The following is a 25,091-nucleotide window of genomic DNA, read 5'->3' on the forward strand; positions in this document are numbered from 1 at the left end:
TTATGAGAGTTTTTTTGGACAAATTTAAGTATCACGGTCTGTTTATCAAAATGTTTACGGTCACGCTCGTTAGCATCATTGCGGTATCGCTGCTTACATCAACTGTCATGATACAAATGTCAGAGAAGCTGTTCATGAATACATTCAGCATCACCAATTCCAAAATCATCAGCCAGATCAAATCGAACTTCGAGTCCTTCAACTATTCCATCGTAACCGCGTCCAATAATGTGCTTCAAAATGGCGCGATAAAAGGTTTTCTGACAAAACCGGACAAAAACGCAATAACCTCCGTAAGAAGCTATTATGAGGCTAGTATGCAGATGAAGCGGATTCAGTCCAATGTCGCTGCATATCCGGTCACAATCACCATCACAGGCATTAATGGAAAAAGTCACTCGACGGATAGCTATTATTGGCCGAATTCCTTAGAGAAACTAAGAAACAGCCGCATAACAGAGAATACGCTTGACGAGCCTAAGCGGCTCATTTATCAATTGGATAATGAGAACATGACCGATTCGTTAGCTGAAGATCCGATTATTGTTGCTTCAAGGGCATTGATGGAAAAAACGAGTGCGAAAAAATACGGCATTGTTTACTTTGCGATAAAGGAAAGTGAATTTAAGCGGTTTTATTCAAGCTTCACGAGCACTGGCAACGATGTTGTCATTTTGGATCGAGCTGGTTTGGTCGTATCGAGCAATCGTCACGAGCTTATAGGCAAAGAAGAGCATGATCTTCTCGGTTACGCTAAAGCAATTGACGAGCAAAAATTGAATTTTAAAGATGTAAGCGTTATGGGAAAAAGCACCTTGGTGCTGTCGGAGTATCTCCCAGTTTATGATTTTTACCTTGTTAATTTAATTGATAAGCAAGCGGTGCTTAGCGAGATGGTTGATTTCAAGACGGTCGCGCTTATTTGCGTTGCCATTGTATTCGTTGCGCTTATTATCGTGTTTCTTATTTCACGACGACTGACCAAATCGTTGACTAGGTTAGCTAGACAAATGTCGGGTATTACAGCCAATCATTTCGATAACTACATCAATGTTACGGGCAGCTATGAGATTAAACAACTCGGAAATGCTTACAACTATATGTTGGATGAACTGAATGATTATATAAAGCAGCTCATTCAAACGCAGAAGGACCAGCGCAATGCTGAGCTTTCGGCTCTACAAATGCAAATTAATCCTCATTTTCTTTATAACACACTCGCATCCGTCAAAATATTAGTGCAGCAGGGCAATAAAGAAAAAGCTGCAGCTACGATCAATTCGCTTATTTCATTATTGCAAAATACAGTAAGCAACATTAGCGAGACGATTAGCGTAGCTCAAGAGCTCGTAAATTTGAAGCATTACGTATTTATTAACCATGTTCGCTATGGCGAGCAAATTGTCGTCAATTATTTTGTTTCGAATGACTGTTATGGATTTCACTTACCTAAGCTTATCATCCAGCCTTTTATTGAAAATGCTTTCTTCCACGCTTTTCAGGAACGAAACGATGGACATATTTATGTGCTATTCTCACGCGAGGATAACGCATTAGTTATTGAGGTCGTAGACAATGGGATCGGGATGAAGGATTATAACCATGAAAATCATGACAATAGCTCAAACAACGGCAGCCATTTTTTCTCTGGAATAGGCATACGTAATGTGCAAGATCGCATCGTATTGCTCTATGGAGAGGAATTCGGCGTTGAAATTGTAAGTGATATCGGTGAAGGGACACGGGTAAAAATCAGGCTGCCGCTAAAATCCGCCTAAAAAAAATACCAATAAACAAAATAAGTCATAATTACATATTAACGTTTGGAAAGGTAACAATAGAATGACAAAAGCACACAAATATATTGCTAACGAGTCCATTTATCGAGTTGATATAATTAAAATCGTTAGCCGGCAAACGCTTTCAAATAAGATTTCAAGGGGTTGAATGAATTGAAAAAACTACTTGCAATTATGTTGGCCAGCTTCGTGCTGCTGACAGCATGTTCTAGTAAAGAAAACAATGTTCCTAACAATGGCGGTGCAACTGCTGAAGGAACGAAAGAAATTACGGTATGGGCGTGGGACAAAGCTTTTAATATCGGTGCCATGGAACGCGCAAGCGAAGCCTACAAAGCAAAAAATCCAGATTCCACTTTAAAAGTTAATATCGTTGAAAATGCACAAGCTGATATTATTCAAAAATTGAATGCTGGCTTGAATGCCGGTACGACAAAAAGCTTGCCGACAATCGTATTGATTGAAGATTACCGTGCACAAAGCTTCTTGCAAGCTTACCCGGAAGCTTTCTTTGATTTAACAGAGTTTATTAAACCAGGCGACTTTGCCGACTACAAAATCGGACCAACGAGCCTAGAAGGCAAGCAATACGGCGTACCATTCGATACGGGCGCAGCAGGCTTGTACGTGAGAAAAGATTACTTAGAAGAAGCAGGCTATAAACTAGCTGACCTTCAGGATATTGACTGGAAGAAGTTTATCGAAATCGGTAAAGCAGTGAAAACCAAAACAGGCAAAGCGCTTCTTACACAAGATCCAAATGACCTTGGACTCATCCGCATGATGATCCAATCTGCTGGCTCATGGTACTTGAAAGAAGACGGTACTACGCCTAATTTAGCGGGCAACGAGGCACTTAAAGAAGCTTTTGAAACGTACAAAGAAATTATGGATGCTGACATCGTTAAGGTTATTTCTGACTGGAGCCAATTTGTTGGTGGATTCAACAGCGGTGAAGTTGCAACGATCCCTACTGGCAACTGGATTACGGCTTCCGTTAAGGCCGAAGCTTCTCAGTCCGGCAAATGGGCGGTTGTACCTTTCCCTAAACTGACGAACAACCCGAACTCGGTAAATGCTTCTAACCTTGGAGGCAGCTCATGGTATGTCATGAACGTTGACGGCAAAGAAGCAGCGGCAGAATTTTTAAAGCAAACCTTTGGTTCCGATGTGGATCTTTATCAGAAGCTTGTAACAGAGATTGGCGCAATCGGTACGCTTAAAGCAGCAGCTGCTGGAGATGCGTATAAACAAGCGGATGAATTTTTCGGCGGACAAAAGGTCATTGAAGATTTCGCTAAATGGACAGAGAAAATTCCGAAAGTAAACTATGGCATGCATACGTATGCGATTGAAGATATTCTCGTTGTAGAAATGCAAAATTTCTTAGGCGGCAAAGCCATCGACAAAGTACTAAACGACGCTCAAGCACAAGCAGAAACGCAAGTTAAATAAATCAGACCATACGGCAAGTGAATAAAACCTGGGGCTTCTCCTACTCCTGATTCGCATAATCGGTATCCGGCAGCAGGAGCTGGAGGAGTCTAAAGGTTTTATTGCCGTAAAGAAAGGGGTTAGGCTAACGTGAAAGCAGCGAGGCCTGGCGTGAGTATTCGCAACAGAGCCAACTTAACTGGATGGATGTTCGTTATCCTTGCCGTCATTATGATTGCGGCGTTCTATTTCTATCCGATGATTCAAGCGCTCATTTTATCGTTTAAATCCGGTAAAGGTATGAATCTATCATTTACGGGGTTCGATAACTACGTTCGTCTATTCAGCGATAAAACGTTTTTAACTGCGGTTAAGAACACATTTATTTATTTGATTATCCAAGTACCCATTATGATTGTTCTGGCTATGTTTATTTCCGTTTTATTAAATGACAGCAAGCTGAAATTTAAAGGCTTTTTCCGTACGGCAATATTTTTGCCGGCTGTTACCTCACTCGTTGCCTATTCCGTTATTTTTAAATACTTATTTGCTACAGACGGCTTGGTCAATAAAATGCTCACTAATCTCCACTTGGTATCGACGCCGATTCAATGGATCACTGACCCATTTTGGGCGAAAATAACTGTTATCATTGCAATCACATGGCGCTGGACAGGCTATAATATGATTTTCTATTTGTCCGCGCTTCAAAATATTGATCACTCGATTTATGAGGCAGCAAAAATTGATGGCGCCTCCTCTACGAGACAGTTTTTTGGCATTACGGTGCCATTGCTTAAACCGATCATATTATTTACATCCATCACTTCTACGATCGGAACCTTGCAGTTGTTTGATGAAGTCGTCAATATTACGAAGGGTGGACCGGGCAACGCGTCGATGTCCATTTCGCAATATATTTACAATTTGTCATTCAAGTATTCGTCCGATTTCGGATATGCTGCGACCGTGTCGTATTCTATCGTAATCATGATCATCATATTGGCATTCGTACAGTTTAAAGCGGCAGGTGATAAAAATGGATAAATTAAAACGCGTTTTTGTTTATATTTTTCTAAGTGTCGCTGCGTTCGTTTCCATCTTTCCGTTTCTTTGGATGATTATCAGCGCTACGAATAAGTCAGCTGACGTAACGAAGGGAAGATTGCTTCCCGGCAGCCAGCTAATTGAAAATTTAAGTCAATTATTTGAGACGGTAGATATTGTTCCGGCATTGTTGAACTCGGCAAAAATATCAGTTACGACAACTATTTTGGCCATGGTTATAGCCTCTTTAGCTGGTTATGGCTTTGAGATTTATAAGAGCAAGGCAAAGGATGTCGTATTTAACATCCTGCTGCTCTCTATGATGATTCCTTTCGCGGCGATTATGGTGCCGTTGTATCAGATGTTTGCAGGCATATCGCAAGCTGTGCCATTTCTCGGTATAGACACGTTGTCTGGTGTTGTACTTCCGACCTTTACAACGGCATTTCTCATTTTCTTCTTCCGTCAAAACACGAAGATGTTTCCGCGGGAGCTGCTAGAAGCAGGTCGAATTGATGGTCTTAACGAAATCAGTCTTTTCTTCCGTATTTTTATGCCTACGATGAAAACGACCTATGCTGCGGCAGGTATCATTACCTTTATGTCGAGCTGGAACAACTACTTATGGCCGCTCATTGTACTGCAATCGCCAGAGAAGAAAACAATTCCGATGCTCATTTCTAATTTAGGTTCGAGCTATTCACCGGATTACGGAATTATTATGACTGCGATCGTTATATCGACGATTCCGACTGCGCTTGTGTTCTTCCTCATGCAGAAACATTTTGTTGCAGGGATGACAGGTTCAGTGAAATAAGAATGAACAGAGTCAGGCGGGCTGCGTGTTATATGTGCAGCTCACCTGACTTTTAAATCAATTTAAGGGGAAAACCAAATGAATGAGATTAAGCCGAATATAAAATGGCTCACCGATTTAAGCGTATTTGCTGTGAACCGGCTGCCAGCACATTCCGATCATCGTTATTATGAATCGATAGGGGAAGCAGCAGCTGATGACAAAATGGCGCTCCGCCATGATCTAAACGAGAGCTGGAAATTCAACTATGAAGTGAAGCCAGAGGATCGCCCGGAGCGATTCCACCAGCTGGATTATGAATGCGATAGCTGGAGAGATATCAATGTGCCGGGGCATATCCAATTGCAGGGTTACGGAAAACCGCAATATGTGAATACGATGTACCCTTGGGATGGTCATCATGACATTCGTCCGCCAGCTATTCCGGAAGATCATAACCCTGTCGGCAGCTATGTGAAATTTTTTAAGCTGCCGGCAAATATGCAGGAAAAGCCTGTCTACATTTCGTTTCAAGGTGTGGAATCAGCATTTTATGTGTGGTTGAATGGGAAATTTGTAGGGTACAGCGAGGATAGCTTTACGCCTGCGGAGTTTGATCTATCTTCGTTTTTGATAGAGGGAGAAAACAAGCTAGCCGTTGAAGTATATCAACGGAGTACGGGCAGCTGGCTGGAGGATCAAGATTTCTGGCGTTTCTCCGGCATTTTCCGCGATGTTTATTTGTATACCGTTCCAAGCATTCACATCCGTGATCTATTTGTACATGCAGATCTAGATAAAGACTATACGAATGGCAGTCTTAAAGTGGATATGAAATTGACGGGTCAGCAGCCATCGAGACTAATGCTTGAATTAAAGGATGCTGATGGTTTGGCAGTGGCGACAGCTTCGTCGGAAGCGGTAGCGGGTCAATCGATATCGCTTTCACTAGAAGCTGGCAAAGTGTTCCCTTGGAGTGCGGAGAAACCTTATTTATACATGCTTTATATAACGGCTTATGACCATGAAGGCAATTTAATCGAAGCGATTCCTCAGAAGGTTGGTTTCCGCAAATTTGAAATGATTGATAGAATCATGCATCTCAACGGCAAGCGCATCGTATTCAAGGGCGTTAACCGCCATGAATTCAATAGCCGCAAGGGAAGAGCGATTTCGAAGGAAGATATGCTGTGGGATATTGCGACGCTTAAGCGCAACAATCTGAATGCAGTTAGAACTTCCCATTATCCGAATCAATCGTTATGGTATGAGCTATGTGATATTTACGGTGTATATGTTATTGATGAGATGAATCTTGAGACGCATGGATCGTGGCAGAAAATGGGCGCGGTTGAGCCGTCTTGGAACATCCCGGAAAACAAACCGGAATGGCAGCCTATCGTAATGGATCGTGCCATTTCCATGGTTGAACGCGATAAGAACCATCCGTCTATTCTGATTTGGTCTGTAGGCAATGAAGCATATGCAGGCGAGGTGCTCCTGAACGTATCGAATTACTTCCGCGAGACGGACCCTAGCCGGCTAGTTCATTACGAAGGCGTATTCCATAACCGCAAATACAACGATACTAGTGATATGGAGAGCCGGATGTACGCAAAACCTGCTGATATTGAGGAATATTTGAACGACGACCCGCAAAAGCCGTATATTAGCTGCGAATACATGCATGCAATGGGCAATTCGGTAGGAGGCATGCACAAATATACGGAGCTGGAACAAAAGTATCCGATGTATCAGGGCGGCTTCATCTGGGATTATATCGATCAAGTTATTGTGAAGAAGGATCGTTACGGCAAAGAGTTTTTAGCTTTCGGGGGAGACTTCGACGACCGTGCGACGGATTACAACTTCTGTACGAATGGTATCGTTTATGCTGACCGCAAGGAATCGCCGAAGATGCAGGAAGTTAAGTTTCTTTATCAGAACATTAAGCTTATTCCTGATCGCCAAGGTGTGAAGATCATAAATGAGAATTTATTCGAAGGTACGGACGCTTATGATTTAGTTATTTGCCTCCATTTTGAAGGGAAAGAAGTATTCCGAAGTAAAACTTCGGTTGATGTAGCTGCGCAGAGCGAGTCTTATGTGAAGCTTGACCTGCCAGAGATTACGGAGCAGGGAGAATATGTGCTGCATGCTTCTCTTACGTTAAAAGAGGACCACTTGTGGGCACAAGCAGGTTATGAGATTTCCTTCGGACAATACGTGTTTTTACTTGAACACAATACGGAAACGATATTGCCACAAGGTTCGCTGCGAGTTGTAGAAGGTGATGTTAACATTGGCGTTCATGGGCGCGACTTCAGCATCATGTTCTCGAAGCAGGCGGGCACGCTCACTTCAGTGAACTATGCAGGCAGAGAGATGATTGCTATCCCGCCGGCGCCATTATTCTGGCGTGCGACGACGGATAATGATAAAGGATTCTCGCTTGGTTTTGATTCCGGTGTTTGGTTCGCAGCTAGCCTGACACGCAAATGCATCAAGGTTGAACTTACTGAGCAGACCGGGAGTGCAACAGTCACATTCCAGTATAAGCTAAGCATTAGTTCTGAAGTGCTGGTGACGGTTGCTTACACGGTGCTCGCAGATGGCAGCATGAACATCAAATCACGCTACAACGGAGCAGAAGGGCTGCCGAAGCTGCCGATATTTGCACTCTCATTCAAAGTTCCAGCAGACTATTGCCACCTGGACTGGTACGCAATGGGTCCGGAAGAGAACTACATCGACCGCGCATTTGGAGCTAAGCTTTGCGAGTTCAGAAATGATGCCGCAGACAATGTATCAGGTTATGTTGTGCCGCAAGAATCAGGTAATCGCACGGGCGTTCGCCGTGTAAATATTACGAATGATGATGGTCACGGCATTCGGATTACAGCACCTGCAACGCAGCCTGTAGAATGCAATATTTCGCCGTATACAGCATTTGAGCTAGAGAGTGCCTATCATCATTATGAACTGCCGAACGTTCATTACACGGTAGTCACTGTAGCTGGCAGGCAAATGGGTGTTGGCGGTGACGACAGCTGGGGCGCTCCTGTACATGATGAGTATCTCATTCCAGCAAATCAAGATTTGGCTTTTGAATTCAACATTCATCGTGTTTAGGCTAAGTTTATGAAAAAGATCATATAAGAAGAAGAGAGGCTGTCCCATAGGTAGAGAAATCTACTTTTGGGACAGCCTCTTTTTAATTTCCCTGTCGGTACTTGGAAGGACTGCAGCCTTCATTCGTTTTGAAAGCGCGGCTGAAAGCATGAATGTTTGAATAGCCGAGCTGCTCGGCGATATCCTGCATGGACAAATAAGTAAACTGAATCATCATTTTAGCTTTTTCCATACGGATCTGCTGATGATATTGAATAGGCGTCTTCTGAAACATGTTTTTGAACAAATGGATCAAGTGAAATTTGCTAATATGGAATCGCTCAGACAGCTCATCCAGCTTGACGCAGCGATGCACGTTATGTTCGATATAGGACCGAATCTCCGAAAGAAGCTCCAGCTGTCCATCGCTTTTCATTTTGCTCCCCCAGTATTGCTCTCTCATCATGAGGGATATCATCGCAAGCAAACAGCCTTTGATACGAATCTCATAAAAGGGAGGTTTCGTTTCGAATTCGCGAATGAGCTCGAATAATGATTGTTCCAAGGGATAAGGGTCTCCAAGGCGAAAATGAGTTGGCATGAAATATGGCGATGCGGACAGCTCGTTCTCCCGAAACCATTCCTTTTCCTTCGCATTCATCTGATGGAGCGGTTTAAAGGAAACGCCGACTTCGTGACTGTCAGGCTGGACATACAGATCGAAATGAACATGGGGCTGACGGACACGCGCTCCACCAATAATTTGAATAGCATGTCTTTGCCCGGGCTTAAAGAAGAAGCAGTCACCAGCCTTCCCGTAATAAACTTCATCCTCTACGGTTACGAGCAGCTGGCCTTCCATGATATACAGCAACTCATAATCCCAAATAACCCGCTCATCCATTTTCCACGAAGGTTCCAGCACACTGTCCATTGCCACCCGAATATACGGGGACAGATTATTGACCTGCATATCATTCACCTCAGCAATTTATGATAAACAACTTAACAATAAAAGGTAAGGGATAATCATATCTATCATTATATAATAGGCTCGTAAATAAACAATATATGATACATGAGGTGATGGACTATGCTGCAGCAACATGGACTTGGATTAGGTTTATCCTCCGCTCCGCTCGTCACGAAAGCACGTACCCGATCCATTTCAGCAGAAAATGTGAATGGTGAGAAGGGACAAGGCGGCAAAGAAGCGAGCAACTTGGGCGTCGGAAGAAAAGGCAGGCCTGCCATTACACTAAATCAAGGTGAAGAAGTGACGCTTGCTCATATTCAAGGTACCGGAGTGATTCAGCACTTCTGGATTACCGTCGCAGACAAAACAGGCAAAGGGCATGCGGCGCAATACGTTCTTCGTGATCTTGTTCTCCGCATGTACTGGGACGATGAAACGACCCCTTCGGTCGACGTTCCCCTCGGCGATTTTTTCTGCAATGGCTTCGGTGTGCGAACCAACGTCAATTCGCTTCCGATCACCGTTGTTCCGACAGGCGGCATGAACTGTTATATTCCGATGCCGTTTCGGCAATCGGCGAAAATTACAATTGTGAATCAGCATGCCACTAACATTGATGGTTTTTTCTATACGTTTAATTATACGCTCGTTGACGAGCTGCCGGACAATGCTGCATACTTCCACGCGCAGTGGCGCCGCGAAAAGGTCACTGAAATAGGCAAAGACTACACCATTTTGGACAATGTCAGCGGCTCGGGACAATATATTGGAACATACCTTGCATGGGCTGCACTTGAGAGAAATTGGTGGGGGGAAGGCGAAATTAAGTTTTATATGGATGGCGATCAGGATTGGCCGACCATTTGTGGAACAGGTACGGAAGATTATGTGGGAGGCGCATGGTGCTTCAGTAATACGAGGACGAATGAACCGGAATCGTATTCCACGCCGTATTTGGGTTATAAGTTTTATAGGGAAACGACGGAAGTTGACCCTTGGTATGGCCATAATGTTCCGATGCACGGCATGTACCGCTGGCATCTGCCCGATCCGATTCGTTTTGAAAGCGACCTGCGTGTAACGATTCAGCAAATCGGACATGACCATACCAAGCTGTTCGAGCGCTCCGACGACATTTCGTCCGTGGCGTATTGGTATCAGATGGAGCCTCATGCTCCATTCCCTACGATGCTCCAGGCTAATGAACGATGGCCGAGGTAAGTCTATTGCTATGATTACATTCGTAATAACAATAGAATAGAAGTCCATGATATGATAAGGAGAACGTCATATTTTACAACAGAAAGGAGATTAATCGAGCATGTACGAACATCTCGTATCGTTTAAGTTTAAAGAAAAGCTTTCCAGCAGCAAAGAACAACAATTGTTAAACGCCTTATATTCATTGCAAACCGAAGTTCCAGGAATTATAGACTTGACTGCTGGCTGTAATGTAACGACTGAAACGGATAATATTCAGGGTTACACACTGGGACTGCGTGTTACATTTACGGATCAACAGTCCTTGCTTGCATACGGTCCGCATCCTGCACATCAGCATTTTGTAAGCATGCTGGACGGACTGCTTGACAACGTAATCGTCGTTGACTATCCTATTACAAATAAACATGCCAACTAGATGACGAATTTGATGCAGGCAGGGTGACTAAATGGCTGAGAAAGAAGAACTGGTTCGGTTTGGCGTGTCTTTTCCGGCACCGTTGATTGAACAGTTTGATCGTTATACAGACGAGTTAGGCTATCCTAATCGATCGGAGGCCATTCGCGATTTGGCTAGGCGAGCGTTGTTAGAGCCAACACGAATGAACGGTCAAGAGCATGTCGCAGGCACGATAGTCCTCGTATATGACCATCATGTCAGTGATCTGCCGGTCGTACTGATGGAGGTACAGCATCGTTTCCATCACGATATTATTTCCAATATGCATGTCCATTTAAATCATGATCAGTGCCTAGAGGTCATAGTCGTGAGAGGACAGCTGTCACGTCTGCGGTCGCTGCATCAGCAGATTCAAACGCAGAAGGGCGTCATTTATGCCGAGCTTTCCGTTACTTACGCGGATAAACATGATTCTACCAAAGAGCATACGCATACTTGAAATGCTAATCAATCCTACTCTTATTTGCAAATAGGTTCACACAATGAAGAGGATTTCTAACAAATCGACGAGGTCGATGTTAGGTCCTCTTTTTTGCGGTGTATTCTGAGTAAAATCTTAGAAAAAGGATGAAACTATGAGAGTGTCGTGTTACAATATCACATAATCGTGTTACTTAATGTGACGCTATAGGGGGGATTGGATTGAAAACCATATTTTCAGCTATAACTTACGCAATCATTGTCATGCTTATCTTCTCAGGGTGCAGCGGTGCGAAGCCGGCAGACAAAGCTGCAAAATCAGATGAGCTAATCGTCGCGATAGGATCTGAACCGGATACAGGCTTTGATCCGACCAAGGGCTGGGGACGCTACGGTTCTCCGTTGTTCCAGAGCACGCTCCTGAAACGTGACGATGATTTGAATATTGTCAAAGATTTGGCGACTGAATACCAGGTTAGCGAGGATGGCAAGTCATGGACGGTCAAACTTCGGGAGGATGTTGTATTCTCCGATGGAAAGCCGCTAACGTCTGAGGATGTGAAGTTTACATTCGACACAGCTGCCAGCAATGGAGCAGCGATTGATCTGACCAATTTGGCAAGCGTAGAAGCAGGGAATAACGAAGTTGTGTTTCATTTGAAGAAACCGCAATCGACTTTTGTTTATTATCTCATAACGACTGGCATTGTACCTAAGCATGCTTATACAAGCACTTATGCGGAAAAGCCAATCGGTTCAGGTCCGTTTACATTTGTACAATGGGATCGCGGACAGCAGTTAATCGTAAAGGCGAATGCGAACTATTATGGAGATAAGCCCTATTTTCAAAAGCTTACTTTTTTATTTTTAAATGAGGATGGAGCATTCGCAGCGGCAAAGGCAGGCAGCGTTGATCTTGCTTATATTCCGTCAGCTTTTAGTAAGCAAAAGGTTGCTGGCATGCGGATTGAAGCGGTGAAGACGGTAGATAACCGCGGAATATCATTCCCATATGTCAAGGCTGGCGGCAAAACGGAAGAGGGCTATCCGATAGGCAATGATGTAACCGCGGATAAAGCCATACGCCTTGCTGTCAATAGGGTAATCGATCGTCAGAAGTTAGTCGATGGCATATTGGACGGGCACGGATCACCAGCCTACACAGCGAATGATGGGCTTCCATGGTGGAATGAAGAGACCAAGATCAAGGATAATGATGCCGCAGCTGCTGCGAAAATATTAGCGGTCGGCGGTTGGGAGGACAGCAATAGTGATGGTATCGTCGAAAAAGGGACATTGAAAGCGGAATTTACGCTTCTTTATCCGTCAGGAGACGTTACACGGCAATCGCTGGCACTTGCTGCGGCGGAAATGGCGAAGGCAGCTGGCATTCAAATTTTGGTCGAGGGCAAAAGCTGGGACGAGCTTGAGAATCTGATGCATTCCAATGCGATGCTGTTAGGATGGGGCAGTCACGATCCTCTCGAAATGTACAATATATATAGCAGTACATTTGGTGGAGTCGACTATTACAACACGGGTTATTACAGCAACGTGGCCGTGGACAAGTTGTTCGAACAAGCATTAGATGCACGTACGGAAGAGGAAGCGCTAACCTATTGGAAAAAAGCGCAATGGGACGGTCAAACGGGACTTAGCGTAAAAGGTGATGCGCCTTGGGCGTGGCTCGTTAATATTGATCATCTGTTTCTGGTGAAGGATGGGCTCGACATCGGGAAGCAGCGTATACAGCCGCATGGCCATGGATGGCCGGTAACGGACAATATTGAGAGCTGGAGCTGGAAAGAGTAGCGCTCAGGAGAGGTTGTTAGAATGATACAGGGAGTCGCCGTTTTTGTAGGAAAAAAGTTCATTCGTTTGATTGCGCTGCTCGCTTCGGTCAGTATCATTACCTTTGCGCTTGTTGCATTATCGCCAATTGACCCCGTGCAATCGTATATTGGAGCAGATGTCATGCGCGTGGGGGCTGAGCAACGGGAGCAGATAGCTGCTTATTGGGGGCTGGACCGACCATTTGCGGAACGCTTTATGAAATGGGCATCTGCGCTGCTTCATGGCGATATGGGAACCTCTATGATTTACCGCGAGGCCGTAACGAAGGTCATCGCCGACCGATTCTTGCATTCGGTGCTGCTTATGGCGTTTGCGTGGATGCTGTCAGGCATCATTGGATTCATTGCTGGCGTGGCCGCAGCAATGAAGAAGGATTCATGGCTCGACCGACTGATCAAAAGCTATTGTTATACGCTGGCTTCGACACCCGCCTTTTGGATCGGATTGCTGCTCATGATGATTTTTGCCGTATGGCTCGGCTGGCTCCCAGTGGGGCTCGGTGTCCCTGCTGGGGTATTAGAAGGAAGCGTAACCGTGGCTGATTATGTGCGTCATATGATTTTGCCTGGTATTACACTAAGTGTCGTGGGCATCGCACCGATTGCGCTGCATACACGCCAGAAACTGATTGATGTCATGGAAAGCGATTATTATTTGTTTGCAAGAGCAAGAGGAGAATACGGTCTGAGCCTTTTTCTTAGACATGGTCTTCGCAACATTGCATTGCCCGCCATTACGCTGCAGTTTGCTTCATTTGGCGAATTGTTCGGGGGAGCCGTACTTGCAGAGCAGGTGTTTTCTTATCCGGGACTTGGACAAGCGACGGTAGAAGCAGGTCTTCGTGGCGATGTACCGCTGCTAATGGGACTTGTACTATGCAGCACGATCTTTGTTTTCACAGGCAATGCTCTAGCCGATTATTTCTACCGTATGGTTGATCCAAGGCTGAGGTACGGGAAGGAGGAGCGAGGATGAGTCAGCTCACGTCTGTTCAGAAACCTACAGCTAGGAAACGTCCAAATGAACGGAGGCGAACGCTTGTATCCGCAACGGGCGCAGCCATTCTGCTGACAAGCATAGGTATAGGCAGCTGGCTGCTTGATTCTTCGGGGCTTTCTGTTCAGCTGGATAATCGGAATTTACCTCCGTCGTTCGCTCACTTATTTGGAACGGATTGGCTTGGAAGAGATATGCTTTCCCGCACCGTGAAGGGACTTGCTTTAAGTATTCAAGTGGGGCTGCTAGGATCGGTCTGCAGCGTAATCATTGCGTCAATGATGGGACTGATGGCGGCAACGCTTGGGAAAACAGCTGATCGTATCATTTCATGGCTGATTGATGTTTTTCTAAGCGTCCCCCATCTCGTATTACTCATATTGATTGCTTTTGTTTGTGGGGGAGGCCTTAAAGGGGTTGCCATCGGAATTATGCTAACGCATTGGCCAAGCCTTGCTCGGGTCATTCGGGCAGAGGCCATGCAGCTGATGTCAGCGGAATATGTGCTTGTTGCGAGGAAGCTTGGAAGATCACGCTTGTCTGTTGCTGCTCGGCACTTAGCGCCTCATTTATTTCCGCAATTATTGGTTGGTTTTCTGCTTTTGTTTCCTCATGCCGTGCTGCATGAAGCGGCGATTACCTTTTTGGGTCTAGGCATGTCACCGCATCAGCCTGCTATCGGAATTATCCTTTCTGAATCCATGCGATATTTATCGACGGGGATGTGGTGGCTGGCTGTATTTCCGGGACTCGGCTTGCTGTTAACCGTTCGCGCATTTGATAAGCTTGGCAATCATTTGCGACAGCTCGTTGATCCACGGAATGCTCAGCTATGACGTTTATCGTAGACGATATTGATAAATACGGAGGGAGGGGTCCATATGCCTCTGCTTGAGGTGAATAAACTATCCATTTCCTTTATGCAATATGTGAAAGGCAGTTTGCAGGAAAAGGTCACGATTATCGATGAGCTGGATTTTGCCATTAATGAAGGTGAAATCGTAGCCGTTGTTGGAGCAAGCGGATCGGGAAAAAGTTTGCTTGCTCACGCGATTATGGGTATTTTGCCCAAAAATGTTGTGATGTCGGGAAACATCTCATACGGTGGAGAGCTGCTTAATGAAGCTAAGCTTAAGCGCTACCGCGGTAAGGAAATTGCTCTTGTGCCACAATCGGTAAGTTTTCTTGATCCGTTAATGCGAGTAGGCGAGCAGCTTCGCACGCGCGCAGATGGAGCTGAGCAGCTTAAAGAGCGAAGAGGGTTATTTGATCGGTTTCAGCTTGGAGAGCATGTGGAGAGGCTCTTTCCGTTTCAGCTCTCCGGAGGCATGGCTCGTAAGGTGCTTGTCTCGACGGCTGCAATTGGAAGAACTAGGCTGATTATCGCAGACGAACCTACGCCAGGTATGCATCCAGGTGATGTCGCGGAGGCACTCGGACACTTCAAGCAGCTGGCCGAAGGAGGCTGTGCCGTGTTGTTTATCACGCATGACATTGAAGCAGCGCTTCGAATTGCGGATAAGGTGGCCGTATTTTATGCGGGGACAGCAGTTGAGGTCGCTCCTGCCAGTGATTTTCATGGAAATGGTGAACAGCTCAGGCATCCTTACAGCCGCGCCTTGTGGCGTGCGCTGCCGCAAAATGGTTTCGTACCGATAGCTGGAACGCAGCCTGCAAGAAACTCGGACATATCGGGATGTCTCTTTGCTGAACGCTGCAGCATGGCAACGGACATTTGTGAAGACAGCAGGCCGGCGGCTCGCGACATTAGGAGCGGAATGGTGAGGTGTGTCCATGCTACTTGAAGGAAGGAATCTCGGCTGGCGTTATGCAGGAGGGCTATGGTTATTTAACCATTTTAACATTGCGATACAGCCTGGAGAGGTCGTCGGTCTAATTGGACCAAGCGGAAGCGGGAAAACGTCATTAGGCAGGTTATTGGCAGGTTATATGAAACCTATTACAGGTGAAGTGTTGGTTGATGGCCGAAATAAGAACAATCAAGGCTCTGATCCTGTACAAATGATTTTTCAGCATCCAGAGCGTGCGGTTAATCCAAGATGGCGGATGGAAAAAACAATCACAGAAGGTTGGTCTCCGGATGCTGCGCTGCTTGAGGCGCTTGGCATTAAAGCGCAGTGGCTGCGACGTTTTCCGAATGAGCTGTCAGGAGGGGAGCTCCAGCGCTGCTGTATTGCGAGAGCTCTCGGACCAGACACTAAATTTCTGATTGCAGATGAAATGACAACGATGCTTGATGCAATTACACAGGCGCAAATTTGGCAGAAGGTGCTTGAAATTGCCCATGCTCGTCAGATTGGATTGCTCATCATTAGTCATGATCATACGCTAGTGAACAAAATTTGCAATCGAACGATTTCATTCTCAAGTGAACACTAGTCTTGTCCGCCCATTAATCTACGCAGCTTAGCTTCCGTCGACGTTTCAGGGGCTGGCGTATAGACGCTGCATCTCAGATCGGTATTTCCTTTTACTTGAAAAGAGGTCAGATGAAACAACATTTTTCCTACTCGTGCATGTCGAAATTCGAGCAGTACATCTGGAGCAGAGCTGACCTGGCTTTGCTCCCAAAGGTACTGAAACTCCGGATGGCTCCCCTTCATCTCTTCAATAAACCGCTCATACCATTCATCCTGTACGTATTGACCGTAATAGGCACGAAAGATAGCAAGAAATCCACCTACAAAATGCTCCCAGTTTCCCGCAAGTCTGCGAAACTCTTTCCTTGTGAACAACAGCTCAATCATATTTCGCTGTTCGGCTGGAATCTGGTCAAAGTCCATGAACACATGCGAGGCGGCTTCGTTCCAACCAACGATTTGGCAGCGCCGATCCGATATAATCGTCGGGCAGAAGCGGAGCTCCTTGAGGATTCTTCTTAAAGAGGGCGTAATTTCTGTCTGCTCCTCATTAATAGGCAGCGCACCTTGTCCAGAGCCAAGGGCGAGGGCATATAAATATTCCCGTTCGTCGTCATTCAATTGTAGAGCTGCTGCCACACAATCCAGAACAGAGGCTGATACTTGAATATCTCTGCCTTGCTCGAGCCACGTATACCAGGTAGTACTGACGCCAGCAAGCTGAGCGACCTCCTCACGTCTTAAACCGGGTGTTCTTCGGCGTGTTCCGACAGGGAAACCAGCGTCCTCTGGCATGATTTTGGCTCGCTTCGATTTTAGAAAGGATGATAGCGCCTGTAGTCTAGTCTCTCGATTAATCAAGGTTCCCATCTCCGAACATCATTATAGTAGTACTCATTATACTATAATAAGCTACAACTTGTAATAGGATAAAAACTATGACAAACTACTTCCATAAAGGATGAAACGAAGGGGGATTTAAGATGGAACGTGTCGTTATTACTGGGATGGGTGTCATCTCGCCGCTAGGGAACAGTGTGGAACGTTTTTGGGATGGATTGGTTCACGGACAATCTGGTATTTCAACCATTGATACATTTGATACAAGCAGACATAAATCGAAAATTGCAGGTATCGTAAGGGATTTTGACGGAGAAGCTTTATTTGGAAGAAAAGAAGTCCGTCGAATGGATCGATTTAGCCAGTTTGCGCTAGCGGCTGCCGAACAAGCGCTGGAGGATGCATCACTCAGGGTGGATGATACGGATCGGGAGCGCGTTGGTGTTTATGTTGGCTCTGGTATTGGCGGCATACAAACATTGCTTGATCAAGCCGAAGTTCTGCAAAAGCGTGGTCCTGATCGTGTTAGTCCAACGCTTGTTCCGATGATGATTGCCAATATGGCAGCGGCGATGATCAGCATTCGGTTCGGTACGCAGGGACCGTCGATGTCACCGGTAACCGCCTGCTCCATCGGAAATACGGCCATTGGTGAAGCTTGGCGGCTCATTCGGTCTGGCAGCGCAGATGTTGTTATTGCAGGAGGAACGGAAGCGGCAGTAACGGATATTTCGCTTGCCAGCTTCGGCAACGCGACTTCGGTATCCACGCGTAACGAAGCGCCAGCTTCGGCAAGTAGACCATTTGATGCAGGGCGCGACGGTTTCGTAATGGCTGAAGGCGCAGGCATTCTTATACTCGAATCGTTGACACATGCTTTGAGCAGAGGCGCTCGCATTCATGCGGAAGTCATCGGTTATGGCGCAAGCTCTGATGCATATCATATGGTCGCCACTCACCCAGAGGGTATCGGTGCTTATCAGGCAATGAAACATGCATTGCGGGAAGCTGGTGTGGAACCTAATCAGATTGATCTAATCAGCGCACACGCCACCAGTACGGAAATCGGAGACCGATCAGAAACGGCAGCCATCAAGAAGCTGTTTGGTGAGCAAGCGTATCGAATTCCGGTGACGGCGAACAAATCGATGACGGGACATATGCTTGGCGCAGCGGGCGGCGTAGAGGCGATTGCTCTAGTGAAGAGCATGCAGGAGGGGATTATACCTCCAACGATCAATCAAGAGGAACCAGACCCCATTTGTGATCTCGATTATGTGCCGAACAAAGCGCGGGCAGCGGAAATTAATGTAGCTATGTCCAATTCCTTCGGCTTTGGTGGTCATAATGCGGTCATTATTTTGAAGAAATTTCAGTCTTGAATTAAGGAGTGAAAAGCTGGGCTGACGGATAACTACCGTTGACCCGGCTTTTTTATTTTGTGAAAGATCCAAGGCCGCACCATCACCCCGAACACATATCACTCTCAATACCTATCCCACACAACCTCAACTCATACACTAAGCTCTCTGGCTCATTGCAGAAACTACAATAGAAACCTGACATGACCCGTGAAAAATGAGGCTGCACTGCAGAATTGCAATAGAAACGCGCTAAAGAATGACTAACTAGTTGAAAATGGTGATTTCTGCTGCAGGAACTGCAACCAAGCAATATGCGCCACTTTCTAATAAGGATTCTGTTGCACAAAGTGCAATGTAGATGTTGTGGCTAGCGGCAGGAAGAAAAGACCATTGTTTCGAACGATTCAACTGATGCTAGAAAGGGTAAAGGTTATGTAACCTATTTATGAAAAGAGCAGTTAAAAAGAGAAGAAGGTGTAAGTATGGCCAGACATAATCGATTCTTTAGATGGTGCTTCACGATTATTTTGGTATTGATTATTATTTACTTGGGGTCGCGTGTTTCATTTATTTTTAAGCCCGTGCTTTCCTTATTCAGTATGATTATCGTTCCGTTAATGCTTGCAGGATTTTTCTATTACTTGCTCCGTCCGCTCGTAAATGTGATGGAGCGTCATAAGGTCAATCGGACGATTGCGATTTTGCTCATTTATTTGGTTTTTTCCAATATTATGGTCGGTTTTAGCATCTTGGTATGGCCTTCCTTACGAACGCAGCTCATTAATTTGGTCGAAAATGCACCGACTCTGTTCACCACGTTAAGCGAGCAGGTTGCAGAGCTTGAGCATAATGGCTTTTTGTCGGCTTTTTTGCCGCAGGATTCGAATTTGTTATCAAAACTGACCGAGTATTTAAATAAGGGGTTCACGGTACTTACCGAATATTTATCGGGATTGTTTTCTTTTTTCTCGAATTTTGCGATTGTGCTTATTACATTCCCAATTTTACTGTTCTATATGCTGAAGGAAGGCGGTAAATTTGGAGACCAAATCGTCAGCTTTATCCCAAAAAGGTTTCGTCTTCACGGCAAAGAGGTCATGGACGATATTGATCATATGCTCAGCAGCTTTATCGTAGGCAGAGTCATCGTGAATGTAGCGCTTGGCGTACTGATGTATGTCGGCTTTCTTATTATCGATTTGCCTTATGCAATGCTGCTGACCGTAGTGGCGGTCATTTTGAACTTTATTCCATTTATCGGATCGTTTCTTTCTTCCATACCGATTGTCATCATCGGCTTCATTGAAGCACCGTCCATCGCGATCTGGTCTATTGTCATAATTACGGTGGCGCAGCAAATACAGGATAATCTGATTTCACCATACGTTTTTGGCAAGCAGCTTGATATTCATCCAATGACGACGATCATCCTGGTGCTTGTTGGCGGAGATATAGCAGGGATTCTAGGCATTCTGCTCATTATTCCGGTTTATATGATTTTGAAAATCGTTTATTGCAAAGTTTACGAGCTATTCTTCAAACAAAAATGGGAAAATGCTTAACCAGGATTGTAACATAATGGGTGCGTATCATTGCTTCTTCTGGTATAATGACGTCGGCTAAGGCAAATTTACCGAAAGTACGGTGGCGTGATAACGATGAGCATAAACGCATTGCAAGGGAAACGAATCGTAATTGCTGGATCTCGGAAAACGGATGAGATGGGCATGGTGATAGAAAAGCAGGGTGGTATTCCAATCGTTCGTTCGCTTCAAGGATTAACGATGTTTGATGAAGAGCTTTTGGAAGAGCCGCTGCGTAATTTCGCAAAGCAGGGCGCGGATTGGGTTATTTTGACCACGGGAATGGGATCGGAACAGTTAATTAACACAGCGGATGGTTTGGGCTTAAAACAAGCAGTGCTCGATAGGCTGGCTGAGGCGAAAATTGGTACAAGGGGCTACAAAACATCCGCATTCCTTAAGCGGACAGGCCTTAAAGCAGTTGTTAGCACGGATGATGGTACGATGGATGGACTTATAGAAAACCTGGCAGCCTTTGATTTTGAAGGGCAAATCGTATGGATACAGCTTCATGGAGAGTCAGCGCCAAAGCTTGTACGTTTTCTCGAAAATAAGGGCGCTTCGCAAGTAGAATCGGTACTGCCCTATAAGCATGTTCCACCGGATGCTGCTACAGTAGAGATGCTGCTGAGCGAGCTTGCTGCAGGCACGGTGGATACGGTCTGCTTCACCACTGCGGTACAGGTTCACTATTTGTTCAAGCATGCAATTGAATCGGGCCGCAAGGAACTTTTGTTGAACATTTTTGGTCAGCATATTGTGGCTGCCGCAGTTGGTAAAGTAACGGCAGCAGCTTTGAAGGAGTATGGCGTGGAAAGAATCATTGTCCCGGAACTCGAGAGGATGGGCGCTTTAGTTATCGAAATTGGGCGTTATTATGAGCAGGCTGAAGGCAAGGAAGTATAAATTATAGAGAAGAGGCAGTCTTAGACACGTAAACGGTGTTTTAGACTGCCTTTATTTTATTTTTAAGGTCGTTTCTGAAATGCCTTGGTGATAGGCCATAACATTTCTTGAATGCTTTCGAGAAATGAGAGGCGTTCGCGAAGCCGCAATACTCCGCAATTAAATCGAGCTTAAGCTCCGTTGAGGCTAATAGCTCGCTTGCTTTCTCCAATCGCAAATTAACAATAAACTGATGTGGTGTTGCTCCGAAATAGTGATGGAAAATAACGTTGAAGTGGGATTCGGAATATCCTGCATGCTTCGCCATCGTTTCCACAGAGATTGTGCCGGATAGGTGAAAGGAAATAAAAGCTTTCATCTTCGTTACGAACTGCTGATCCTCAAACGCCAAGGAGCCTGTAGTCTCAAAGTCGCCGATCAACAGAAGGAGCAGCTCCATCGCTAGCTTTTGGGCATGCAGGACGTTTTGAATATCGTTGTTATTAAAATGCTCAATCATCCGGTTCAGCAGCTCTTTGAATGGTTCCGGATGACGCGGCTTCAGCTTGATGGGCAGCTGAAGGTTTGGGAAGTCGTTTAACTGCGGCTGCTTCAGCTCTGCATAGGGCTCCAAGTTCGTCTGGCCAGGAGTCGTTACAAAACTTAGCTCTCGATTCGGATTATAAAAAAAATCAAGATGGGTGTTCGGTACAACGCAGCGCCCATATCCTTTAGTTGTAAATAGCATTCCAGGCTGAATAAGTGCAAAATCACCAGGGAGCAGCTCATATTCAACCCCCTCGACTGTAAGCAAATAACGGCCTTCTTCCATATATAAAAACAAATAATCGAGCAGACGTCGTTCACCTTGAAAAAATGATGTTTCTTTAAAACGGTAGCAAAGCCGAATAAACGGCAGGACGGGATGCTCATTCCAGCTATGCTGCTGCGAACTCATGGCTAATCGCCTCCATATCATTTTATGTATTCGTTCATTATCATTGTTTTTGACAAGTTATTTCGATGTTTTTTACATGATTCCCTTTATTATTAGCTTTATTATAGAGGTATGCAATAGAAATAGCCGAGGATAATGACATGAAAATGGAGGGATATTAAGATGAGCATAATGATTCCAGACGTGATGACTATACCGAGATTTTTGGGAGATGGGAAGATTGACTACATAGAGAAACAGGTGCCGACTCCAGGAGCCGGCCAGCTGCTGCTGCAGGTCAAAGCAAACGCTTTATGCGGCTCGGAGCGTGGACAGTTCTACAACGGCTCCGCAACTACGCCTGGTCATGAGGCGGCAGGCATCGTCGTCGCAGCAGGCGCGGATACAATCACGGATTTGGGTACCCATGGCGTTGTATTTCTAATGGATTTTTGCGGACAATGCCGCAGCTGCAAGCGAGGGTATACGAACCAATGCTTAGGTAAGCGTGCAGATTATGGTTTCTCTCATGATGGTGGTTACGGGCCTTACATGGTCGTGAACGAAAATGTTTTTTTTGCAGTGGATGCTGCAATTCCGTTGGCTGAAGCAACGATTTTGCTTGATATTATGGGGACAGGCGGTCATGCTATTCGCAGAGCACAGCTTGTGCATGGCGATATTGAATCGATCGTCATCGCTGGTGCAGGTCCGATCGGGTTAGCGGTGCTAGCGATGGCAAAGCTGCTGCTGGGCGAAGAGCTGCCCGTATTTATTATGGATTTTACACCTTATCGGTTAGAACTGGCAGAACGAATGGGTGCTATTCCGATCAATTTGGCGGAAACATCGCTTGAAGCGGGATTGTCGGCTGCAGGCGTAAACAGAATTGATGCAGCGTTTGATACGAGCGGCAGAACAATAGCTCGCGGGGCGGCTTTGCAAGCGCTTAATCACCGCGGCGTGCTTGTATGCATTGGTCATGGCCAAGAGTTGAATTTGCAAGTTTCCTCCGATTTGATTGCGACCGAGAGAGCGGTGCTTGGCAGCGAGTATTTTCCGTTTAGCGAGCTTGCGGATAATCATCGCTTGATGAGTGAGCATCTGCCTTATTTAAGTCAAATTATTACGCACCGTTTTGGACCACAATCGATGCGAGAAGCCTTTGAGTTGTTTTTCCAAGGGGATACGGGAAAGGTGGTCATTGAGCAATGAGCAGCGAGGAGCGAGTAAAGGTCGCGTTAATCGGAGCTGGCGGGTGGGGCTATCACCATGCGCGTATTTTCGATGCGCGTAAAGATGTTGATTTTTGCGCCGTTGTTGGAAGAGATGCTGACAGAACAAGGGCAAGAGCGGATGAGTTTGGGACAAATGCTTATACGAATATAGCAGAGATGCTGGAGACGGAACGGCCGGACTTCGTTAGCTTATGCTTGCCGAATCAAGGGCATTTCGAAGCGACCTTGCAGGTTATTCAAGCAGGTGTTCCATTATTGGTGGAAAAGCCGCTCGTATTCGATCTTAAGGAAGCTGATCTGTTACTTGCGGAAGCGGCGAAGCGGGAGCTGTTTTTTGCAATTAATTTTAATCACCGCTACGCGACTGCTGTTCAGAAGGCTAAGGAGGCATTAGATGCGGGACGGTTAGGAGAGCTTGTATTCGCTTCATGGCGGTTTGGCGGCGAAGGTACGAGTGATCATCCGCATAGCAATCTAATAGAAACCCAATGTCACGGATTTGATATGCTTGAGCACTTATGCGGCCCCATTGAATCGATGATGGCACAAATGACGGATAAAACCGGAAACGGCTTCTCAACGATGGCATTAGCTTTGCAATTCCGCTCCGGCGCAGTAGGAACGCTGCTCGGCTCTTATGACTCCTCGTATGCATACACTCAAACCCATGCGATGGAGCTTAATGGCTTAAAAGGCAGAGTGACCATAGAAGATACAGTGAAACGATTTACGTTCCAAGAATCGGGAAGCGAGACAGCCGAAGTTTGGCAGGCAGGTTATTTCAATGATCTGGAGCGGGAATTCCACCTTACGTTTGACAAACATTTTGATCATATGCTCGGTGCATTCCGTGCTGGTGAAGCGCCTCCCATTCACGCTGCGTCGGGCTTCAGAGCGCTTCAGTTAGCCCATGCAGCGATTGAATCGTTCGAGACGGGGAAACGGATTCAGACGTAGAGGAGCCCGTGACCCAGTTAGCCATACAAAAAAGTGATTAAGCGACCTGTACGACAGCTTAATCACTTTTTTCGTTAGGGTGAAACGCGATACTACTCGCTCACAGGATTTTATCCAAATGCTCAAGAGGCCTAATTAAATTAAGTTTCATCAAGCGGGAGGCAGCTTCAGCATCATGTGCTTCAAGCGCTTGGATGATGGACTCATGATCCGACGCAGCTGTATGGGTTTCCCAATTCGGCCGTTTGAAAAAGATGTATTTGTATCTTCTAATATGTAGTTGAAGGGAGGAGCAGAAGGAGAGAATATGCTGGTTATTCGCAATATGCAGGATCGTCTCATGGAACTCCTCATCATATTCCATCGCTTCATAGAGCTGCTCTTTGCTCACTTTTTCACTGAAGTTTGCATTAATGGCTCGCAGCTGCTCAATATGCTCTTGCTGAATATTCTCGGCGGCGAGTTCAGCCGCTAAGGTATGAAGGGCAGTAAGCGGCGCATAGAGCTTTAGAATATCTTCCTTGGCAAGCGTCGTAACTCGTGTTTCTTTGCCCGGAAACATCTGGATGAGACCTTGAACCTCAAGCAATTGAAAGGCTTCCCTAATCGGGGTGCGGCTTACGCCAAGTGCCTCGGCAAGCTCTGAGTCATTGAGCTTCTCTCCGGGCTGAAGAGTACCATCGATAATCCATTTTTGCAGCTGGCTCAAGGTACGCTCCTTAGCGGATAGTCTAACGGGTGTTGAATAATCTGTTGGGATAGGCAGCGGAGACCCTCCTTTATTTTATTGTT

The 25,091-nt window shown here is 45.7% G+C and carries 22 protein-coding genes; 18 read left to right on the plus strand and 4 right to left on the minus strand.

Going from position 1 to position 25,091, the window contains the following annotated elements:
• The first annotated feature begins 2 nt into the window (after positions 1-2).
• The 5 genes from AC787_RS25515 to AC787_RS25535 all read left to right on the plus strand — a co-directional run bounded on the left by AC787_RS25515 (position 3) and on the right by AC787_RS25535 (position 8,208).
• On the plus strand, positions 3-1,778 hold the full coding sequence (locus AC787_RS25515) for a sensor histidine kinase (RefSeq protein ID WP_054027768.1): 1,776 nt from the start codon (positions 3-5) through the stop codon (positions 1,776-1,778).
• Positions 1,779-1,952: 174 nt separating this feature from the next.
• The gene (locus AC787_RS25520) at positions 1,953-3,254 is read left to right on the plus strand and encodes an ABC transporter substrate-binding protein (protein WP_054027769.1); all 1,302 of its coding nucleotides are present in this window, start codon (positions 1,953-1,955) and stop codon (positions 3,252-3,254) included.
• Between the two features lie 186 nt (positions 3,255-3,440).
• Complete coding sequence (locus tag AC787_RS25525; protein WP_414731006.1) at positions 3,441-4,280, plus strand: carbohydrate ABC transporter permease; 840 nt, start codon at positions 3,441-3,443, stop codon at positions 4,278-4,280.
• Positions 4,273-5,097 (plus strand): carbohydrate ABC transporter permease, encoded by an 825-nt coding sequence (locus AC787_RS25530; protein WP_054027771.1) that lies wholly within the window; start codon positions 4,273-4,275, stop codon positions 5,095-5,097. The genes AC787_RS25525 and AC787_RS25530 overlap by 8 nt, the downstream gene beginning before the upstream one ends.
• Positions 5,098-5,175: 78 nt before the next feature.
• Positions 5,176-8,208: a glycoside hydrolase family 2 TIM barrel-domain containing protein gene (locus tag AC787_RS25535; protein ID WP_054027772.1), complete on the plus strand. Its 3,033-nt coding sequence runs from the start codon at positions 5,176-5,178 to the stop codon at positions 8,206-8,208.
• Between the two features lie 82 nt (positions 8,209-8,290).
• Here the strand turns inward: AC787_RS25535 and AC787_RS25540 are convergent, their stop codons facing one another.
• On the minus strand, positions 8,291-9,160 hold the full coding sequence (locus AC787_RS25540; RefSeq protein ID WP_054027773.1) for a helix-turn-helix domain-containing protein: 870 nt from the start codon (positions 9,158-9,160) through the stop codon (positions 8,291-8,293).
• 120 nt (positions 9,161-9,280) lie between these two features.
• On the opposite strand from AC787_RS25540, the gene AC787_RS25545 reads away from it, so the two are divergent.
• The 8 genes from AC787_RS25545 to AC787_RS25580 all read left to right on the plus strand — a co-directional run bounded on the left by AC787_RS25545 (position 9,281) and on the right by AC787_RS25580 (position 16,514).
• Positions 9,281-10,384, plus strand: a complete 1,104-nt coding sequence (locus AC787_RS25545; RefSeq protein WP_054027774.1) for a glycoside hydrolase family 172 protein — start codon at positions 9,281-9,283, stop codon at positions 10,382-10,384.
• Positions 10,385-10,484: 100 nt separating this feature from the next.
• Complete coding sequence (locus tag AC787_RS25550; RefSeq protein WP_054027775.1) at positions 10,485-10,802, plus strand: Dabb family protein; 318 nt, start codon at positions 10,485-10,487, stop codon at positions 10,800-10,802.
• A gap of 31 nt (positions 10,803-10,833) precedes the next feature.
• Complete coding sequence (gene nikR / locus AC787_RS25555; protein WP_054027776.1) at positions 10,834-11,283, plus strand: nickel-responsive transcriptional regulator NikR; 450 nt, start codon at positions 10,834-10,836, stop codon at positions 11,281-11,283.
• Between the two features lie 245 nt (positions 11,284-11,528).
• Positions 11,529-13,076, plus strand: a complete 1,548-nt coding sequence (locus tag AC787_RS25560; protein WP_054028190.1) for an ABC transporter substrate-binding protein — start codon at positions 11,529-11,531, stop codon at positions 13,074-13,076.
• Positions 13,077-13,097: 21 nt separating this feature from the next.
• Positions 13,098-14,093 carry an ABC transporter permease gene (locus AC787_RS25565; RefSeq protein ID WP_054027777.1) on the plus strand — a complete coding sequence of 332 codons (996 nt, stop codon included), beginning with the start codon at positions 13,098-13,100 and terminating at the stop codon, positions 14,091-14,093.
• Positions 14,090-14,950: an ABC transporter permease gene (locus AC787_RS25570; RefSeq protein WP_054027778.1), complete on the plus strand. Its 861-nt coding sequence runs from the start codon at positions 14,090-14,092 to the stop codon at positions 14,948-14,950. Before AC787_RS25565 ends, AC787_RS25570 begins: the two co-directional genes overlap by 4 nt.
• Positions 14,951-14,995: 45 nt before the next feature.
• Positions 14,996-15,919: an ABC transporter ATP-binding protein gene (locus AC787_RS25575; RefSeq protein WP_054027779.1), complete on the plus strand. Its 924-nt coding sequence runs from the start codon at positions 14,996-14,998 to the stop codon at positions 15,917-15,919.
• Complete coding sequence (locus AC787_RS25580) at positions 15,909-16,514, plus strand: ABC transporter ATP-binding protein (RefSeq protein WP_054027780.1); 606 nt, start codon at positions 15,909-15,911, stop codon at positions 16,512-16,514. Before AC787_RS25575 ends, AC787_RS25580 begins: the two co-directional genes overlap by 11 nt.
• Here the strand turns inward: AC787_RS25580 and AC787_RS25585 are convergent.
• Positions 16,511-17,353 (minus strand): helix-turn-helix transcriptional regulator, encoded by an 843-nt coding sequence (locus AC787_RS25585; RefSeq protein WP_054028191.1) that lies wholly within the window; start codon positions 17,351-17,353, stop codon positions 16,511-16,513. The genes AC787_RS25580 and AC787_RS25585 overlap by 4 nt on opposite strands.
• A 125-nt stretch (positions 17,354-17,478) precedes the next feature.
• Between AC787_RS25585 and fabF the strand changes: the two genes are divergently transcribed.
• The 3 genes from fabF to AC787_RS25600 all read left to right on the plus strand — a co-directional run bounded on the left by fabF (position 17,479) and on the right by AC787_RS25600 (position 21,188).
• Positions 17,479-18,717: a beta-ketoacyl-ACP synthase II gene (fabF, locus tag AC787_RS25590; protein ID WP_054027781.1), complete on the plus strand. Its 1,239-nt coding sequence runs from the start codon at positions 17,479-17,481 to the stop codon at positions 18,715-18,717.
• A gap of 464 nt (positions 18,718-19,181) precedes the next feature.
• A complete protein-coding gene (locus AC787_RS25595; RefSeq protein ID WP_054027782.1) occupies positions 19,182-20,261 on the plus strand; it encodes an AI-2E family transporter in 1,080 nt (359 codons plus the stop codon).
• Between the two features lie 96 nt (positions 20,262-20,357).
• Positions 20,358-21,188, plus strand: a complete 831-nt coding sequence (locus AC787_RS25600) for a uroporphyrinogen-III synthase (RefSeq protein ID WP_054027783.1) — start codon at positions 20,358-20,360, stop codon at positions 21,186-21,188.
• Positions 21,189-21,228: 40 nt separating this feature from the next.
• Here the strand turns inward: AC787_RS25600 and AC787_RS25605 are convergent, their stop codons facing one another.
• Positions 21,229-22,125 (minus strand): helix-turn-helix domain-containing protein, encoded by an 897-nt coding sequence (locus tag AC787_RS25605; RefSeq protein WP_054027784.1) that lies wholly within the window; start codon positions 22,123-22,125, stop codon positions 21,229-21,231.
• A 162-nt stretch (positions 22,126-22,287) separates the two neighbouring features.
• On the opposite strand from AC787_RS25605, the gene AC787_RS25610 reads away from it, so the two are divergent.
• Positions 22,288-23,319 carry an alcohol dehydrogenase catalytic domain-containing protein gene (locus AC787_RS25610; RefSeq protein WP_235561116.1) on the plus strand — a complete coding sequence of 344 codons (1,032 nt, stop codon included), beginning with the start codon at positions 22,288-22,290 and terminating at the stop codon, positions 23,317-23,319.
• Entirely contained in the window at positions 23,316-24,299 is a 984-nt protein-coding gene (locus tag AC787_RS25615; RefSeq protein WP_054027785.1) for a Gfo/Idh/MocA family protein, read from the plus strand. The genes AC787_RS25610 and AC787_RS25615 overlap by 4 nt, the downstream gene beginning before the upstream one ends.
• A 100-nt stretch (positions 24,300-24,399) precedes the next feature.
• Here the strand turns inward: AC787_RS25615 and AC787_RS25620 are convergent, their stop codons facing one another.
• Positions 24,400-25,008, minus strand: a complete 609-nt coding sequence (locus AC787_RS25620; protein WP_321166166.1) for a GntR family transcriptional regulator — start codon at positions 25,006-25,008, stop codon at positions 24,400-24,402.
• Between the last annotated feature and the right edge of the window lie 83 nt (positions 25,009-25,091).

The sequence above is a fragment of the Bacillus sp. FJAT-28004 genome (assembly GCF_001280845.1).
In the GTDB taxonomy this organism is placed as follows: Bacteria; Bacillota; Bacilli; order Paenibacillales; family Paenibacillaceae; genus Pristimantibacillus.

Bases quoted from the DNA above. Each gene is read 5' to 3' on its own strand.
- AC787_RS25515 (WP_054027768.1), top strand. From the start codon at position 3: ATGAGAGTTTTTTTGGACAAATTTAAGTATCACGGTCTGTTTATCAAA.
- AC787_RS25525 (WP_414731006.1), top strand. From the start codon at position 3,441: ATGTTCGTTATCCTTGCCGTCATTATGATTGCGGCGTTCTATTTCTAT.
- AC787_RS25530 (WP_054027771.1), top strand. From the start codon at position 4,273: ATGGATAAATTAAAACGCGTTTTTGTTTATATTTTTCTAAGTGTCGCT.
- AC787_RS25535 (WP_054027772.1), top strand. From the start codon at position 5,176: ATGAATGAGATTAAGCCGAATATAAAATGGCTCACCGATTTAAGCGTA.
- AC787_RS25540 (WP_054027773.1), bottom strand. From the start codon at position 9,160: ATGCAGGTCAATAATCTGTCCCCGTATATTCGGGTGGCAATGGACAGT.
- AC787_RS25545 (WP_054027774.1), top strand. From the start codon at position 9,281: ATGCTGCAGCAACATGGACTTGGATTAGGTTTATCCTCCGCTCCGCTC.
- AC787_RS25550 (WP_054027775.1), top strand. From the start codon at position 10,485: ATGTACGAACATCTCGTATCGTTTAAGTTTAAAGAAAAGCTTTCCAGC.
- nikR (WP_054027776.1), top strand. From the start codon at position 10,834: ATGGCTGAGAAAGAAGAACTGGTTCGGTTTGGCGTGTCTTTTCCGGCA.
- AC787_RS25560 (WP_054028190.1), top strand. From the start codon at position 11,529: ATGCTTATCTTCTCAGGGTGCAGCGGTGCGAAGCCGGCAGACAAAGCT.
- AC787_RS25565 (WP_054027777.1), top strand. From the start codon at position 13,098: ATGATACAGGGAGTCGCCGTTTTTGTAGGAAAAAAGTTCATTCGTTTG.
- AC787_RS25570 (WP_054027778.1), top strand. From the start codon at position 14,090: ATGAGTCAGCTCACGTCTGTTCAGAAACCTACAGCTAGGAAACGTCCA.
- AC787_RS25575 (WP_054027779.1), top strand. From the start codon at position 14,996: ATGCCTCTGCTTGAGGTGAATAAACTATCCATTTCCTTTATGCAATAT.
- AC787_RS25580 (WP_054027780.1), top strand. From the start codon at position 15,909: ATGCTACTTGAAGGAAGGAATCTCGGCTGGCGTTATGCAGGAGGGCTA.
- fabF (WP_054027781.1), top strand. From the start codon at position 17,479: ATGGAACGTGTCGTTATTACTGGGATGGGTGTCATCTCGCCGCTAGGG.
- AC787_RS25595 (WP_054027782.1), top strand. From the start codon at position 19,182: ATGGCCAGACATAATCGATTCTTTAGATGGTGCTTCACGATTATTTTG.
- AC787_RS25600 (WP_054027783.1), top strand. From the start codon at position 20,358: ATGAGCATAAACGCATTGCAAGGGAAACGAATCGTAATTGCTGGATCT.
- AC787_RS25605 (WP_054027784.1), bottom strand. From the start codon at position 22,125: ATGAGTTCGCAGCAGCATAGCTGGAATGAGCATCCCGTCCTGCCGTTT.
- AC787_RS25610 (WP_235561116.1), top strand. From the start codon at position 22,288: ATGAGCATAATGATTCCAGACGTGATGACTATACCGAGATTTTTGGGA.
- AC787_RS25615 (WP_054027785.1), top strand. From the start codon at position 23,316: ATGAGCAGCGAGGAGCGAGTAAAGGTCGCGTTAATCGGAGCTGGCGGG.